This window comes from Butyrivibrio sp. WCE2006 (genome assembly GCF_000701985.1).
In the GTDB taxonomy this organism is placed as follows: domain Bacteria; phylum Bacillota; class Clostridia; order Lachnospirales; family Lachnospiraceae; genus Butyrivibrio.
Window position 1 is genome coordinate 221,196 of the sequence record NZ_JNKH01000001.1, and the last position, 16,420, is coordinate 237,615.

At 38.1% G+C, this 16,420-nt stretch carries 14 protein-coding genes; 13 read left to right on the forward strand and 1 reads right to left on the reverse strand.

The genetic code is table 11. The features are described from left to right. Window positions 1-92 precede the first annotated feature (92 nt). From T501_RS00950 to T501_RS01010, 13 genes are all read left to right on the forward strand, one after another. On the forward strand, window positions 93-968 hold the full coding sequence (locus T501_RS00950) for a sulfide/dihydroorotate dehydrogenase-like FAD/NAD-binding protein (RefSeq protein ID WP_026509374.1): 876 nt from the start codon (window positions 93-95) through the stop codon (window positions 966-968). 26 nt (window positions 969-994) lie between these two features. Continuing rightward, window positions 995-2,386, forward strand: coding sequence for an NADPH-dependent glutamate synthase (gene gltA, locus T501_RS00955; protein ID WP_044912719.1), 1,392 nt, complete (start codon window positions 995-997; stop codon window positions 2,384-2,386). 61 nt (window positions 2,387-2,447) lie between these two features. Further along, window positions 2,448-2,936 carry a hypothetical protein gene (locus T501_RS00960; RefSeq protein ID WP_044912721.1) on the forward strand — a complete coding sequence of 163 codons (489 nt, stop codon included), beginning with the start codon at window positions 2,448-2,450 and terminating at the stop codon, window positions 2,934-2,936. Next, on the forward strand, window positions 2,936-3,415 hold the full coding sequence (gene rlmH, locus T501_RS00965; protein ID WP_044912924.1) for a 23S rRNA (pseudouridine(1915)-N(3))-methyltransferase RlmH: 480 nt from the start codon (window positions 2,936-2,938) through the stop codon (window positions 3,413-3,415). Before T501_RS00960 ends, rlmH begins: the two co-directional genes overlap by 1 nt. Then, window positions 3,412-4,440 carry a PhoH family protein gene (locus T501_RS00970; protein ID WP_044912723.1) on the forward strand — a complete coding sequence of 343 codons (1,029 nt, stop codon included), beginning with the start codon at window positions 3,412-3,414 and terminating at the stop codon, window positions 4,438-4,440. The genes rlmH and T501_RS00970 overlap by 4 nt, the downstream gene beginning before the upstream one ends. A gap of 3 nt (window positions 4,441-4,443) precedes the next feature. Then, complete coding sequence (locus T501_RS00975) at window positions 4,444-5,688, forward strand: hypothetical protein (RefSeq protein ID WP_044912725.1); 1,245 nt, start codon at window positions 4,444-4,446, stop codon at window positions 5,686-5,688. Next, window positions 5,672-6,175 carry an rRNA maturation RNase YbeY gene (gene ybeY, locus T501_RS00980; protein ID WP_026509368.1) on the forward strand — a complete coding sequence of 168 codons (504 nt, stop codon included), beginning with the start codon at window positions 5,672-5,674 and terminating at the stop codon, window positions 6,173-6,175. The genes T501_RS00975 and ybeY overlap by 17 nt, the downstream gene beginning before the upstream one ends. A gap of 31 nt (window positions 6,176-6,206) precedes the next feature. Continuing rightward, entirely contained in the window at window positions 6,207-7,832 is a 1,626-nt protein-coding gene (locus T501_RS00985; RefSeq protein ID WP_044912727.1) for an MATE family efflux transporter, read from the forward strand. 122 nt (window positions 7,833-7,954) lie between these two features. After that, window positions 7,955-9,181, forward strand: a complete 1,227-nt coding sequence (locus T501_RS00990) for a BaiN/RdsA family NAD(P)/FAD-dependent oxidoreductase (protein WP_050008041.1) — start codon at window positions 7,955-7,957, stop codon at window positions 9,179-9,181. Next, window positions 9,178-11,460, forward strand: coding sequence for a 5-formyltetrahydrofolate cyclo-ligase (locus tag T501_RS00995; RefSeq protein ID WP_081842986.1), 2,283 nt, complete (start codon window positions 9,178-9,180; stop codon window positions 11,458-11,460). Before T501_RS00990 ends, T501_RS00995 begins: the two co-directional genes overlap by 4 nt. Continuing rightward, window positions 11,457-12,725, forward strand: coding sequence for a glutamate-5-semialdehyde dehydrogenase (locus tag T501_RS01000; RefSeq protein WP_044912729.1), 1,269 nt, complete (start codon window positions 11,457-11,459; stop codon window positions 12,723-12,725). The genes T501_RS00995 and T501_RS01000 overlap by 4 nt, the downstream gene beginning before the upstream one ends. Window positions 12,726-12,740: 15 nt before the next feature. After that, on the forward strand, window positions 12,741-13,823 hold the full coding sequence (locus T501_RS19730) for a class II aldolase/adducin family protein (RefSeq protein WP_050008042.1): 1,083 nt from the start codon (window positions 12,741-12,743) through the stop codon (window positions 13,821-13,823). Window positions 13,824-13,948: 125 nt separating this feature from the next. Beyond that, window positions 13,949-15,031: a lactonase family protein gene (locus T501_RS01010; protein WP_044912731.1), complete on the forward strand. Its 1,083-nt coding sequence runs from the start codon at window positions 13,949-13,951 to the stop codon at window positions 15,029-15,031. Window positions 15,032-15,158: 127 nt separating this feature from the next. On the opposite strand, the gene aroC is transcribed toward T501_RS01010, so the two are convergent. Further along, window positions 15,159-16,268 carry a chorismate synthase gene (aroC, locus tag T501_RS01015; protein WP_044912733.1) on the reverse strand — a complete coding sequence of 370 codons (1,110 nt, stop codon included), beginning with the start codon at window positions 16,266-16,268 and terminating at the stop codon, window positions 15,159-15,161. Window positions 16,269-16,420 lie beyond the last annotated feature (152 nt).

Sequence of the window (16,420 nt, forward strand, 5' to 3'; positions counted from 1 at the left end):
CGCTTTAATATGTCAAAGCTTGAAAATAGGTTGTATATAATATATATTTAGAATAATATTCAATTAGCAAATTTAAATTCAGGAGGAGAGCAATGTTCAAAATTTTAGAGGCTAATGAGCTAGCTGCGAATATCCATCAGCTTATCGTAGAAGCTCCCCGTGTTGCCGGCACATGTTTACCTGGACAATTTCTTATTGTTCGTGCCGAAGAAGACGGAGAGCGTATACCACTTACAATCTGCGATTATGACAGAGAGAAGGGTACGGTTGAGCTGGTAGTGCAGGCGCTTGGAGCAGAATCAAGAAAAATCTGCCGTAAAAAGGCAGGAGAATTCCTTGCTGATGTTGTAGGACCTTTAGGTAATGCTTCAGACCTTTGTAATGAGGATATTGAAGAACTTAAAAAGAAAAAAATAGTATTCATAGCAGGTGGTGTAGGAACAGCTCCTGTTTATCCTCAGGCTAAATGGCTTAAGGAGCACGGCGTAGACTGTGATGTTATCATTGGAGCCAAGAATAAGGATCTCGTAATCCTTGAAGACAGATTTAAGACTGTTTGCAACCTGTATGTTACAACAGATGACGGATCTTATGGCAGAGAAGGTATGGTAACAAAGTGTCTTCAGGACCTTTATGACGAAGGTAAGAGATATGACCATTGTGTAGCTATCGGACCGATGATCATGATGAAATTTGTATGCAAACTGACTAAGGAACTTGGAATTCCAACTGTTGTCAGCATGAATACTATCATGGTTGATGGTACTGGTATGTGTGGTGCATGCCGTCTTACAGTTGGTGGAAAGGTTAAGTTCGCCTGTGTAGATGGACCTGAATTTGACGGTCATGAGGTTGATTTTGACCAGGCCATGAAACGTATGAGACTTTATCAGACCGAAGAGGGTCGTCTTGCTCTTAAAGAACAGGAGGGCGATACTCATCATGGCGGTTGTGGAAACTGTGAATAAGGCTTTTTAAAGGATGGAGATAAAAGATGGCACAAGACGTTTGGACAAGAGTTCCGGTTCGCGAGCAGGATCCTAAGGTTCGCGCTACCAATTTTGATGAGGTTTGCCTGGGATATAATGAACAGGAGGCAATTGATGAGGCAACAAGATGCCTTAATTGTCCTAATCCCCAGTGTGTAAAAGGATGTCCTGTTTCAATCAATATTCCTAAGTTTATACAGGAGCTTAAGGAAGGCAATGTAGAAAGTGCATATCAGACTATTAGTGAATCAAGTGCACTTCCCGCAGTATGCGGACGAGTATGTCCTCAGGAGAGCCAGTGTGAGGGAAAGTGTATCAGAGGTATAAAGGGTGAAGCCGTATCTATCGGTAAACTTGAAAGATTTGTTGCTGATACTGCAAGAGAAAGAGGAATTAAGCCTCAGGGTGCTAAGGAAAAGAAGGGTAAGAAGGTTGCCATTATCGGTTCAGGCCCTGCAGGTCTTACCTGTGCGGGAGATCTTGCAAGACTTGGTTATGAAGTTACAATTTTCGAGGCACTTCATGAAGCAGGTGGAGTTCTGGTTTATGGTATTCCTGAATTCCGTCTTCCCAAGGATGCAGTTGTTAAGAAGGAAATTGAAAACGTTGAATCACTCGGCGTTAAAATTGAAAAGGACGTTGTTATTGGTAAGTCCGTAACAGTTGATTCCCTCATGAAGGATGAAGGCTTTGAAGCTGTATTTATAGGTTCAGGTGCAGGTCTTCCCAGATTCATGAATATTCCCGGAGAACAGGCTCTTGGCGTATTCTCAGCAAATGAGTTTCTTACAAGAAGCAATCTGATGAAGGCATTCTCTGAGGATAGTACTACACCTATTATGAGACCTAAGAAATGTGTTGTTGTAGGTGGTGGTAACGTTGCAATGGATGCTGCTCGTACAGCTTTAAGACTTGGAGCAGAAGTTCATATTGTTTACAGAAGAAGTGAAGAAGAACTTCCTGCAAGAAAAGAAGAAGTTGAGCATGCTAAGCAGGAGGGAATCATTTTTGACCTTCTCTGCAATCCTGTTGAAATTCTTGAAAACGAAGATGGATGGGTAAAAGGCTGCAAGTGCATCAGAATGGAACTTGGCGAGCCTGATGAGAGCGGAAGAAGAAGCCCTGTTGAAATTCCCGGTTCTGAATTCGAAATTGAGTGCGATGCAGTAATTATGTCACTTGGTACAAGCCCTAATCCTCTTATTTCAAGCACAACTGAGGGACTTGAGATCAATAGAAGAAGATGTATCGTAGCTGAAGAAGAGAATGGTAAGACATCAAAAGAAGGTGTATTTGCCGGCGGTGATGCTGTTACAGGTGCAGCTACCGTAATTCTTGCCATGGGTGCAGGTAAAGCTGCAGCTAAAGGTATTGATGAATATTTAAGTAATAAGTAATTATTCTTGCCTTCTCCCTTTATGGGAGGAGGCGGCGCTTTGCGCCGGATGAGGGAGGAATATGGTATATCAAAGTAGTGCGCAAAAAGCTGAGGACAATCAGTCATCAGGCATTATGCTAGTTACTGTTGGAGCTATAGGTCTAATCGGGGATATCATCTTTCTTATAAAAAATCCACTTGACATGCCAATGTTTAATAAATATCTCAGTTGCGGAGTTATGGGAGCACTTTTTGTGCTGTTTTTCGTTATGGGGATTTTAGCAGTTAGAAGCTATAAGATCTTTAAGGATAAGGCAACTGAGGAAGGTACGGTTATTGATAAAATAGCTAAATGGAGTGAGCAGGAACTCACTTATGAAAATATTGAAGAGCATATGTATGATGACGACGAAGTATATGAGAATCTTACAGATAAAGAAGATCTATACTTCAAACGTTCAGAATATATAAAGAAAAGAATAATGAGACAATACGTAAACGTCAGCGAAGAATTAATAGATGCTTTTGTTGATGATTATTACGAGAAAATTTTTGGAGATGAAAATTGATAGCTATAGATATTCTCTGTGTTGGAAAGATTAAAGAGAAATATTGGAATGAAGCTATATTGGAATATACCAAGAGACTTTCCAGATACTGCAAATTGAATATTATAGAAGTTCAGGATGAAAAGACTCCTGATAATGCCCCGGAAGCAATAGAGAAACAGATTAAAGAAAAAGAAGGGGAAAGACTTCAAAAAAACATGGATTCCAAAGCTTTAAAGTTTGCCCTGGCAATTGATGGGAAAAAGTACTCATCTACAGGATTTGCAGATACTATTGATAGAGAAAGCGTAATGGGATACAGCAAAATGCAGTTTATTATAGGAGGTTCGCTTGGCTTGTCTGATGAAGTATTACGGACATGTGATCGGAAAATCAGTTTTTCTGATATGACATTTCCGCATCAGATGATGCGTGTAATCCTACTGGAACAGATTTATCGTGCATACAGAATAATAAACGGAGAACCATATCATAAATGAGTAATATTACTGAGAAAACGATGCATCTTGGGATTGAAGAGATGCAAAGTATATTTGGACAGCATGACAAGTATATTAGAAAAATAGAGGATAATCTTAAAGTTGAAATAATAGACAGAAGTGGTGAACTTCATATTATCGGAGCTTTGGATAACGTTAAAAAGGCTTACGATATAATAAGCGAACTGGCAGATCTTTCTGAAACAGGATCAGAGATTGAGGAACAAAGTGTTAATTATGCTATTCAGCTTTCAGAGGATCCATCTGAGGATGAAGAAGAATCCCAGGGCAATATACTTACTCAGATCGATGGGGATGTAATATGTCATACAGTTAACGGAAAGCCTATAAAGCCTAAGACATTGGGTCAGAAGAAGTATGTAGATGCCATCAGAAAGAAAATGATCGTATTTGGACTTGGTCCTGCCGGAACAGGTAAAACTTATTTGGGAATGGCAATGGCAATTACGGCTTTTCAGAAGGGAGACGTGGAGAGGATAATCCTGACAAGACCTGCAATAGAGGCAGGTGAAAAGCTTGGATTTTTACCTGGAGATCTTCAAAGTAAGGTAGATCCATATTTAAGGCCGCTATATGATGCGTTATATCAGATAATGGGCGCCGACAATTTTGTTAAAAATATGGAGAAGGGACTGATTGAAGTTGCACCTCTTGCATATATGAGAGGCCGAACTCTGGATAATGCTTTTATTATTCTGGATGAAGCACAGAATACAACCCCTGCACAGATGAAGATGTTTTTGACAAGAATTGGTTTTGGATCGAAGGTCATCATTACCGGAGACTCTTCACAGAAGGATCTTCCTGCTGATACAAAATCCGGACTTGATATTGCCCAGGCGGTTTTAAAGAAAATTGATGATATTGCTTTTTGCAATCTTACAAGCAGAGATGTAGTAAGACATCCATTGGTACAGCAGATTGTTAAGGCTTATGAAGATTTTGAGAAATCTAAAATAAATGAAGATAAGAAAAAAGCAATAAAGAGGCGGGAAAGACATTAAATCATGGACAGTAGCATAGAAATTAAAGACAATATTGCAAGAACAAAGTCACTTAACAGAAAAGAGGGTATAATAAAGCTTCTTTTTGCTTCGATTTTTATAGTAACGGGGTTAATGCTGTTTGGATTTTCTATTCTATATAATTTGAAGCCGGAAGCGATTATCAGAAATACATTTACAGGTTTTTTATGTGGCGGAATCCTGATTTACATGCTTAATGATGCCGGAGAGAGAAAACTTTTTTCCTACGATAATGGGCAAAAAAGAAACAGGTTTGTAATTTCATACTTTGCCTGTCTGATCATTTCCATGGTGTTGCCGCTTGTGACGGTTGGGGTTTGGCCATATCTGTTTATTTTTCTTTTTCTGGGACTTTTCTCAACCAATGAAATAGGTCTGTTTTCAGGATCGATGCTGGTTATCTTTTCGGTAATGCTGGAAAAGGAAGGCTCATATGCAGAGTTTTTCATGTATTTTCTTGCAGGCGCTGTTATACTCGTACTTTTGCGGGATATAAATGAAACAACTAAAATCGGTATACCAATTTTTATATCTATTTCATTGCAGTTAACTTTGATCGTTGCTTTTGATATACTTTTTCAAAATAAATCATTGTCTTTTGCAATGCTGATCGTGCCAATAGTAAATATTTTAATAAACATTATTTTGATGTTTATACTGCTTAACATGTTTGGAGTATATGTCATTAGAAAGAGTAATGACAGGTATATGGATATAAATGATACAGAGTATCCTCTACTGGTACAGCTTAAGGAAACAGATAAGGATGCATACTTTAAAGCTATCCATATTGCATACCTTGCTGAAAGAATCGCACTGGATCTGGGGCTTAATGCAAGAGCAGTAAAAACCATGTCCTATTATTACAATATTGGTGTGATTGATGGTTCCAAGTCCTGGGAGGATGTAAAGCATTTTTACCTGGAAAACAATTTCCCTGAGGAAGCTATTATTTATCTTGAGGAATATATAAAAAATGATAGGAGTAAGCAACTTTCAAAAGAAGCGGGTATAATATATATGAGCGAAACTCTTATCGAATCAATTTTGTATTTGTTTGAAAAGAACAAAGATACAAAAATTAATTATGATGATCTTATAGAGAAAATTTTCCGTCATAAACTGGAAAATAAAGAATTATATAACTATAATATTTCACTTTATGAATTAGAGCGAATGAAGACACTTATGAAGAAGGAGAAGCTTTATTATGATTTTCTTCGTTGATAATGAGGTGGATGCCAATTTTTCATTTGATATTGAAGAGTTGGCGAAAAAAGTTGCAGCCAGAGTACTTGAGACCGAGGGCTGCCCTTTTGATGTTCAGATAAGCCTGGTTATAACCGATGATGAAGGAATAAAGGAGATGAATGCAGAATTTAGAAATATAGATTCTGCCACAGATGTTTTATCCTTCCCTAATATTGATTTTGAAGAGCCCGGAGATTTCTCTGTGGTAGAGGGGGCCCAGAGAATTGATGTAATAGATCCTGAGAGCGGGCTTGTTGTTTTAGGGGATATCGTGATAAACGAAAAAAGAGTTCGCGAGCAGGCCAGTGAGTACGGTCATAGCGAACTGAGGGAATTTGCATTTCTTGTTGCTCATTCCATGCTGCATCTATGTGGGTATGATCATATGGAGGAAGATGAAGCAGCTGTAATGGAGAAAAAGCAGGAAGAAGTTTTACAGTCACTTAATATTACCAGAGACTAAAGTTTCATTAAGTGAAAGGTGGGAGTTTGGTATGAGTAAAAAGATGAGGATAAGACCTGATGTCGTTTTGGCATCCGCTATGATTTTTATACTTGCGATTATGGCACTGCTTGTTGTTTTTTTTGATATAACCGGTGCAGACGGGGTAGGCTTTCTTGCAGCACCCATATCACTTTTCATAATTGCTTATTGCGTTTTTATTTGCGCCTTTGAATCAACAACCAGAGAGATGGTTCGCCAGAGATTAAGCAGAGGTCAGATGTTATCTGCAAAGAAGAATGTAAGGCAGCTAATGATAATAAGCGTTGTATTTGGCATTGTTTTATCTTTAATGGTTGCAGTGTTTGCCATAGTTTTTGCTCAGTTTGTATTTCACTCACCAAGAAGCTTCTATGTTTTGCTTTTGGTTTCACCTGCATTTTTATTTTTGAGCATTCAGGGGGTATTAAGAGGTTATCTTAGTGGCTCGGGATTTGCCATTGTTTCAGTTGTTTCTGATGCAATTTTGACGATCATTACAGTCATTACTATTTTCTTTCTGTCAAACGCTATATATGATTATGGAAAAAAAGTCGATGCGTTAATGCATGTAAATGATATAGCACCAGCCTATGGAGCAATAGGAGCTGCACTTGGAATATCATTAAGTTCAATAATTAGTTTTATATTTGTTGTAATAATGGTTTTGATCAGGAGAAATGATTTAAATGAATTAACTGAAAGCAGTGCTCCTGTGAATTTAAAACAGAAAAATGAATGCGTTAAGGATCTTATTATAAGTGGAATAATAGCATCTACAGGTGGTTTGCTACTGTTCATTGATGAGTGTATATATCTTAATGTCGCTCATCACCTTCATCCGCAGGAGAGCAATATAGATAATTGGGGCATATACATTGGTCAATGTGTTGCTTTGGTTGTATTTTTTGTATTTGCTTCATCAATTCCTTTTGTAAAATCATGGTTCGGCGTTCATATAAGTATTGTGAAGAAAGACTACAAAGCAGCAAGAGTAAGACTTCAGAGTCTTATTCATTTTGAAGCAATGCTTATTTTCCCTATTGTGATATGGATGATGATTTTGGCGAAAACCTTTAATACGGTTATTTTTGGAAAAAGTAATGAAGCCGGTATAGACATGGTTATTCTTTCAATACCGATAATTATTCCAGGGGCTATTATTGTTTTCCAGACATTCCTTCTTAAGCAGCTGAAGAATAATCTGATCATGATGAGTAATCTGATTTTAGGAGTAGTGATTCATCTGGTGGTTTTGATGGCGATGAGTTATGCCGGCGGCTTTGGAATACATGCGTCGATTGCTGCGTTTGCTGCAATGTTTATAATCCAGGGCATACTGGGAATGATAGAGATAAAAGTGATGCTGGATGTCAATTTTATGATGGTAAGAAACATTGTGATGCCTTTAGTTGCAGCTACTTTGGCAGGTCTTGTGGCTTTACTTATTGACAGATTACTTGTTAATCTCATAGGAGAGATTCTGACATTGATAATTGCTATCGTACTGGCATTTGTTCTATACATGCTTTTGCTTATTGTTTTAAAGAGTGTCAACAGATACGAGGTAGAGCGCATGCCTTTAGGTGACTATTTTGCCATTGTCTCCGATAGAATTTATGGTGACAGTAATCGTTAATGTACATCTTTTTGTGAGCTTCTGATATAAAGCGGCGTTTTTAGAGAAGAGCTGGTTATTGTCAACGAACGTTTATGGGGCGATTATTATATACAGAGTGAAAGGGATATTAAGAATTGTCTTTGAATAATCATGTAATTGTTTGTGGGGCAGGTGCTTCAGGACTTTGCGCTGCTATAGCTGCTGCAAGGGATGGAGCGGATGTTACTGTAATTGAAAAAACTGATTCATGTGGGAAAAAGCTTTCCATGACCGGAAACGGCAGATGCAACCTTTCCAACCTGAATATATCCGAAGATGATTATAATTACAACGCCAGAAAAAGGATGAAGAATTGGCTAAGAACTTTCGGAGTCCATGAGACATGTGAATTTTTCACATCGTTAGGGCTTGTGATTAATAGTGAGGATGGTTATCTTTATCCGGTATCAGGTCAGGCGACTTCGGTTGTAAATGTTCTTGTTAACGAGTGTAAAAGACTTGGAGTCAGGTTTATTTTCAATGAGCAGTTAAAACATATCTCAAAGAACGGTGATGGAAGTATCAGCTTAAAGTCAGACAAAAATGAGTATTCAGCTAAAGCTGTAATCCTGGCGATTGGTGGGCTTGCAGGGCCTAAAACCACCGGTTCTACAGGTGATGGATATTATATATGTGAAAAGCTTGGATTGGAGAAGAAACAGACTTTCCCTGCTCTTGTGGGGCTACTTTCAGAGGACGATACGCTCCCTGCAAAAAGCGGCGTAAGAGCCTTGGCTAACGTGACATTTCTTATAGGTGATGAAGTTATATGTTCTGAGTATGGCGAAGTACAGATAACGGAGAAGGGTGTTTCCGGGATACCTGTCATGCAGGCATCAGGTATCATTGCTGAACATATTTCCAAGAACAGACCGGTAACCTGTTCTATCGACTTTTTTCCGCAATATAGTGACGATGAATTCAGTAACCTTATTAAAGGGCTTATCAGTCTTCCAGGAGAGAGGAGACTTTCTGAATTATTGGAAGGTTTCTGTAATTCAAACATTAACGAGATGATTCTGAAAAGAATGAAGTTCAGCGGCTCAATGAAGATAAAAAATATTGGAGAGTCGATGCTTATTTGTATATTGCAAAAATACAGGGATCTGAGAATTGAAATAAAGGAACCTGCAGAATATAAAAAAGCTCAGGTTACCAAAGGCGGAATAAGCCTTGGTGAACTTGACGATAATCTTCAGGCAAAGAAAGCTCCCGGAGTTTTTGTTGTAGGGGAACTTTGCGATGTTGATGGAAGATGTGGCGGTTATAATTTGCAGTGGGCATGGACCAGCGGTTATATAGCAGGAGAGGCGGCGAGCTGCTTATGATAAGAATTAGTTCTGTAAAATTAGTAAATAGTGGTACTGAGCGCTTACCTCAAAATAGGGAAGAACAGTACGATCAGTTAAAAAGGAAACTGACAAAAAAGGTTTCAAAATTATTAAAAGTCGATATATCGGATATAAGTAAACTTATAATAAGAAAACATTCAATTGATGCACGGAAGAAAACCGAGATAATGGATGTTTATGTTGTTGACGTTTGTATAAATAAAAAAGGCTTTACTGAAGAAAAAGTATTAAAGAAATCCGGATGTAAATCAGCTGCGATTGTAAGTGAAAAGAAATATGTTTTTCCGAATAACCGCAAAGAGGATAATGAATTAAAAAGAGACACGGGCGATAATCCGGGAAGACCTATTATTGTTGGTTCAGGTCCTGCGGGACTATTTTGCGCATATGAGCTTGCTGTCTCAGGCTATTGCCCGATAGTTATCGAACGTGGAATGGACATAGACAAAAGGCATGAAGCTGTAGAAGCTTTCTGGAGAGGCGAAGCGTTGTTACCTGATGGCAACGTGCAGTTTGGCGAGGGCGGAGCAGGTACTTTTTCTGATGGTAAACTTAATACCATGGTCAAGGATAAGAACGGGCTTGGTTATGAGTGCCTGAAGATTTTCCATAATTTCGGAGCTTCTGAAGATATATTGTATGAATCCAAACCGCATATTGGTACGGATGTATTACATACTGTAATCAAAAATATAAGAAATAAAATAATTGAAATGGGTGGTGAATTCTATTTTCAGAAGAAAGTGAATTCACTTATCATAAAGAATAACAAAATAGGTGGAGTTGTTTGCGAGGATGGTCAGGAATTCATATCAAATGTAGTTGTACTCGCAATAGGACACAGTGCAAGGGACACTTTTTATGCATTGAATGATCAGGGAATTACTATGGAACCCAAGGCGTTTGCTGTCGGTCTTAGGGTTGAACACTCCCAGGCTCTAATCAATAAGTCCCAGTATGGTATAGATAATCCTACAAGCCTTCCTCCGTCACCATATAAGGTAACCGCAAGGAGTAGTGACGGACGCGGAGTATATTCATTTTGCATGTGTCCGGGAGGATATGTAGTTAATGCATCTTCTGAAGATAAAAGATTATGTGTTAACGGAATGAGTTATTCGGGTAGAGATGGTAAAAATGCCAATAGCGCTATCGTAGTAACTGTTGAACCGAAGGACTTCGGATCAGATGAAATACTTGCCGGTGTTGAATTCCAGAGAAAGCTTGAGGAAAAAGCTTATCAACTCGCAGGAGGTAAGGTTCCGGTAGAATATTTTGATGATTTTAAGAATGGTGTCTTGGGTGTTGAAATAAATGCTACGGATAAAAGTAAGAGAAATCTTCCCTGTATAAAAGGTTTATGGGAATTTGCACCTGTACATGAGATACTGCCTGATGACATCAACAAATCCATTATTGAAGGAATGGGTCATTTTGGCAGAATGATTGAAGGATTTGATTCAGACGAAGCAATCTTTTCAGGTGTAGAAGCTAGAACCTCATCACCTGTCAGAATGACAAGAGATGAGAATTACGAGGCAGTCGGCATAGAAGGTCTATACCCTTGCGGTGAAGGAGCGGGGTACGCAGGTGGCATTACTTCTGCTGCCATGGATGGAATCCGGACTGCAGAAAAGATCGCAATTCATTATAGAAGCGGCAAAAGTTTTTACAGAGATATGGCCAAAAATAAGAGAGATAATTTGGATAAGGATATCAGGAAGAATCTTGATGATAAATTATCTTTAAATATACAAAATTCCTATGAGTATAAAGATGCCAGTAATATTCTTATCTACTGTAGTGCCAAAGGCGAAGCGGATACGACTTCAATTATTGATAAGGCTATTGCTGATGGAAAAAAGGTTTATTGCCCCAAAATAACAGATACAAAAAATAGAGTTATGGAATTTGTGCGAATTAATTCAAGATCAGAATTGAAGGATGGAAAATATTCTATTCCTGAGCCGACTTTAAATAATAACTCTGAAATATTTACCGCAAATAAAGAGAATACTCTGGTTATTCTTCCTGGACTTGTTTTTGATAAATCCGGAAACAGAATAGGTTATGGCGGTGGGTATTATGACAATTTCCTGATACGCTTTAGTGATGAATTAACTAATGGAATGATGAAAATTGCAGCAATAGGATATGACTTCCAGCTTATAAAGGAAGACTTATCATGTTATATGAATAAACACGATGTCAAGGTGACCACTATACTGACAGACAAGGAGACAATACGTTTATGAGTACAGGAGCTAATATTAAAGACACTATAAACAGCATGGGTAAGAAGGCTTTTGATGCAAAGTTTGAACTTTTGAAGCTTGACGAAGAAAGCAAAAACAAGGTTCTTTTAAAGGTTGCTGATGCTCTGGTTGAAAACGCCGCTAATATCTTAACTGCTAACGAACGTGATATAGAGCGCGGAATTGCAAATGGCATGCATGAAGGACTCCTTGACAGATTAAGACTAACTGACAACCGTATTAATGATATGGCTGAAGGAATAAGACAGGTTGCAGGACTACCTGATCCTGTAGGGACGGTCATGGATGACTGGACATTGGAAAACGGACTTAATATTAAAAAGGTTTCAGTACCGCTTGGAGTTATCGGGATTATCTATGAATCAAGACCCAATGTTACTGCGGATGCTTTCAGTCTGACATTTAAAGCAGGTAATGTTGTAATACTGAAGGGTGGTTCTGATGCTATCGAATCCAATATGGCAATAACTAATGTAATTCGTGATGCAATCGAAAAGGAAGGATATTCGAAAGATTTTATTCAGCTCATTCCCTTTACTGACAGAAGTGCTGTTAATGAGCTGTTGACACTTCGTGAATATGTAGATGTCATTATTCCAAGAGGAAGTGCAAGACTTATAAAAACAGTCTGTGAAAACAGTAAGATTCCTGTAATTGAGACAGGAAGCGGTAATTGTCACATTTATGTTGATAAGGCTGCTGATATAAATAAGGCTATTCCGATAATCATTAATGCTAAAACTCAGAGAATAGGGGTATGCAATGCTGCTGAATCTCTTGTAGTGCATAAGGACATCATGGAAGAGTTTCTTCCAAAATTCAGGGAAGAAATGGCTAAAAATAATGTTGAACTTAGGGCTGATGAGGAATCCATAAAGATCCTGACTGATGCAAAGCCTGCTACAGAGGCAGATTTTGGAACGGAATATCTTGACTACATTCTTTCTGTAAAAACTGTTAATAATGTAGATGAAGCGATAGAACATATTAATAAATATAATACCGGACATTCTGAAAGCATTATAACCGAGGATAAGGAAACTGCTGAGAAGTTCCTTAAGGGAATAGATGCTGCCTGTGTATATGTAAATGCTTCAACAAGATTTACTGATGGTTTTCAGTTTGGCTTTGGTGCTGAGATTGGAATAAGCACTCAAAAGCTTCATGCAAGAGGACCTATGGGGCTTAAAGAGCTCACCTCATATAAATACGCCATCACAGGTGATGGACAAATAAGAAAATAGTGGAAGATTATTTTTATGAAGACAAAAGAAGAATTACAAAGATTAAGGGAGGAGATAATCGAGACTTGTCTCTCTCTTCTGGAACAGGGACTTATAGTAAGAACATGGGGGAATGTAAGTGCCAGGATTGATGAAAAGCATTATCTCATTACACCAAGCGGAATTAAATATGAGGACCTGACACCGGAAATGTTACCTATAGTTTCCATAGAGGATAATTCATATACCGGTGATTATAAACCTTCCAGTGAAAGTCTTGTTCACGCAGCAATCTACAGCATAAGAAATGATGCGGAGTTTATTATTCACACACATCAGGTATATGCTACCTGTGTGGGGGCTTTGGGGAAGAAACGTTTAAAGGCAGAACATAAAGAGAAGAAAGTTGTTTTTCCTGTGGCACAATATGCGCTGCCCGGTACTAAAAAGCTTGCAGATAATGTAAAAGAGGCATCGAGTAAAAATGCCGATGCAAGAAGTATAATTATGGCTAATCACGGTATTGTTGCATTTGGTCATAATGCAAACGACGCCTATAAAGAGGCCCTTAAGCTTGAGATAGCTGCAAAGAAATATATCTTTAATATTTGTAAGACTGATATTTCAAATGATGTAGAAGAAGGATTTTCAAGTAAACTGGAAGATGGTAAAATAGTTTACCAAAGAAGCGATACGCCTGAACGAATTAAGCTTATTCATCAGACGATATATTCGAAAAGACCTGATATTTCCTACATTTTTCATAATAAATCAGAGGCTGTAATGACTATCTCCAGAAGAGTTAATCATATGAGGCCGCTTTTGGATGATTTTGCACAGATTATCGGAACCAGCTTGAGGATTCCCACATCAGAAGGAACACCTCTTAGTGTAAAGAAAAATATAAATGCGGTTTTTGCATATAACGATGGTGCGTATTGCCTTGGAAATACTGAAGATGACGCGAAAGCTGCGGCAATTGTTCTGGATAAAGGATGCATTGCTCATATTGCTGTAATGCGTTTTGGTGAAGGACGATTTATCTCATTGTATGATTGTTCCAAGATGAACAGAAACTACAGAAAAAATTATAGTGTCCTTGCAAATTCTGTAAAATAACATAAAATTAAACTATGAATTCTTGAGCGCAATAGGAATAGCGGTCAAAAAATCTAGTCCAATACGATTTATGAATTTCTGAAAAATTCATGGATCTATAAATAACTAAACATGAGGTGACAGATATGGCTAATGAAAATGATAAATATGTAGCTTATGTTGCGAGCTACACTTCAGGATCAAAAGATAACTATGGTATCAGAATCTATGATGTTGATGTAAAAAACGGAAGAATGACTGAGAAGGAGAAAGTAAAAATCACAAATTCTTCTTACATCGTTCTGTCACACAGTAAGGAAACACTTTACTCTATTACAGATGCCGGTGTTGAAGCTTATCATATTGAGGATGATGGAAGTCTTACGATTCTCAATAAGGCATCAATTAATGGTATGCGCGGATGCTATATAAATATGGATCAGTTTGACAGATTCCTTATTTGTGCAGGATATCATGACGGTAAAGTAACAATACTTAAGCTGAATGATGATGGAAGCATAGGCGAGATCACTGATGAGAAGTTCCATAAGGGACTTGGAACCATTGCGGGACGAAATCATACACCGCACGTTCAGTGTATAAAAGTGACCAAGGATAATAAATATCTCCTTGCAGCTGATCTTGGAATGGACAGAGTAAATGTTTACAAATTCGATACTGAGCATGGTAAGATTTCTGATATTGATGTGATTCACTGCGATCAGGAATCATCACCGAGACATATGCAGTTCTCTAAGGACGGAAAATTCCTTTATGTTGTTTTTGAACAGCAGTGCAGCATAAATGTTTATACGTATTCTGAGGAAAAGGGATTACCTTCCTTTGAAGAAATTCAGTCAGTTCAGAATTCTGATGAGCAGGACACAATAGGTGTAGCCAGCAGTGCGCTTAAATTCTCAGATGATTACAATTATCTTGTAAGCTCTGTTGCAGGCGAGAACAATGTTGTTGTTTACAAGGTAGATAAGGAAACAGGACTTCTTACCAAAAAGATTGAACTTCCTATTTCAGGAGAATATCCTAAGGACGCTTGCCTGTTCCCTGATAATAAGCATCTTGTTTCACTTAATCAGGAATCAAGTACAATGACATTTTTCAACGTTGATTTTGACAACAATACTCTTGTAATGAATGGACCTGAGCTTGAGGTAGACAGACCGAACTGTATTATATTCCATAAGCTTGGTCAGAGAGTTAAGGTAAGATAAAGATTTCGAAAATATTATAAGGATAATAAAAAGTGGAATTTCTGAGTTGAAAGCCCACTTTTTTATGTAGGAAATTCCGTTGGATTTCCTACATGACTGTTGGATAAGTAAGAGTTCACTGTAACACTTAAATGTCATTACCGTAAAAATCTGTTATGTATGTCATTTTAGAATGCATATTTGAAATGAGGAGATCAAGTATTGTAAATGCACACATGCACTCAACAACTACAACAGCTCTTGGAACCACAACAGGGTCATGGCGTCCCTTTATGTTCACCTCGATTTCATCGCCGCTTCTATTTATTGTTGTCTGGGTAGAGGATATGCTTGGAGTGGGTTTTACATGAGCCCTCAGAATAATGTCTGAACCATCACTCATACCGCCAAGAATACCTCCGGAATGGTTTGTCTTCTTTATAACATTATGATTTTGATCAAATGAAAACGAATCATTATTCTGGCTTCCGTAGGCTGCTGATGCCTTGATGCCATCACCGATTTCTACCGCTTTGACAGCACCGATACTCATGACAGCATGAGAAAGCATGGCGTCAAGCTTGTTAAAAACAGGTTCACCTATTCCGGCTGGCATTCCTTTTATGACACATTCAATAACGCCACCAACTGAATCACCCTTTTTTCTGCAATTATTTATAAGTTCAACGGCTTTCTTATCAGCCTCGGCATCAGGCATGGCTGTAATAGTGTTAAGTACAACTGATTTATCTATATTAGAAGTATCAGCCTCCACATCACCGATTGATTTTGTGTAGGCAGTGACATCAATTCCAATTTCCTTTAAAAGCTTTTGACATATTGCGCCTGCAGCGACACGACCTATGGTTTCACGGCCGGATGATCTGCCGCCTCCTCTGTAATCTCTAAAGCCATATTTGACATCAAAACCATAATCGGCATGTCCGGGTCTGTAATACTCTGCAATTTCAGAATAATCACCGGATCTCTGGGAGGTGTTTTTTACAATAAGAGAGATAGGTGTACCAGTGGTTTTGCCTTCAAATATTCCGGAGAGGATTTCTACTTCATCATCCTCTTTCCTGGGAGTAGTAACGACGGAGGATCCGGGTTTACGTCTGTCCATAAATACCTGGATATCAGCCTCATTTAAAGGCATTCCTGCAGGAAAGCCATCTAATACGACTCCCAACGCTTTCCCATGTGATTCACCCCAGGTTGTGATTGTTATGTTGTTACCGAAAACTGAACCGCTCATTATTATCATTTCCCCTTTTGTCAATTAGTTCTTTCTATTTTGGCACAGAATAAGCTTTATATCAAACTAAAAACCTTGATTTTTTCTAATTATTATGGTATTTCTTAAATTATTCTTAATTTTTTATTTAAAATTTGAAATAAAGAGGTATA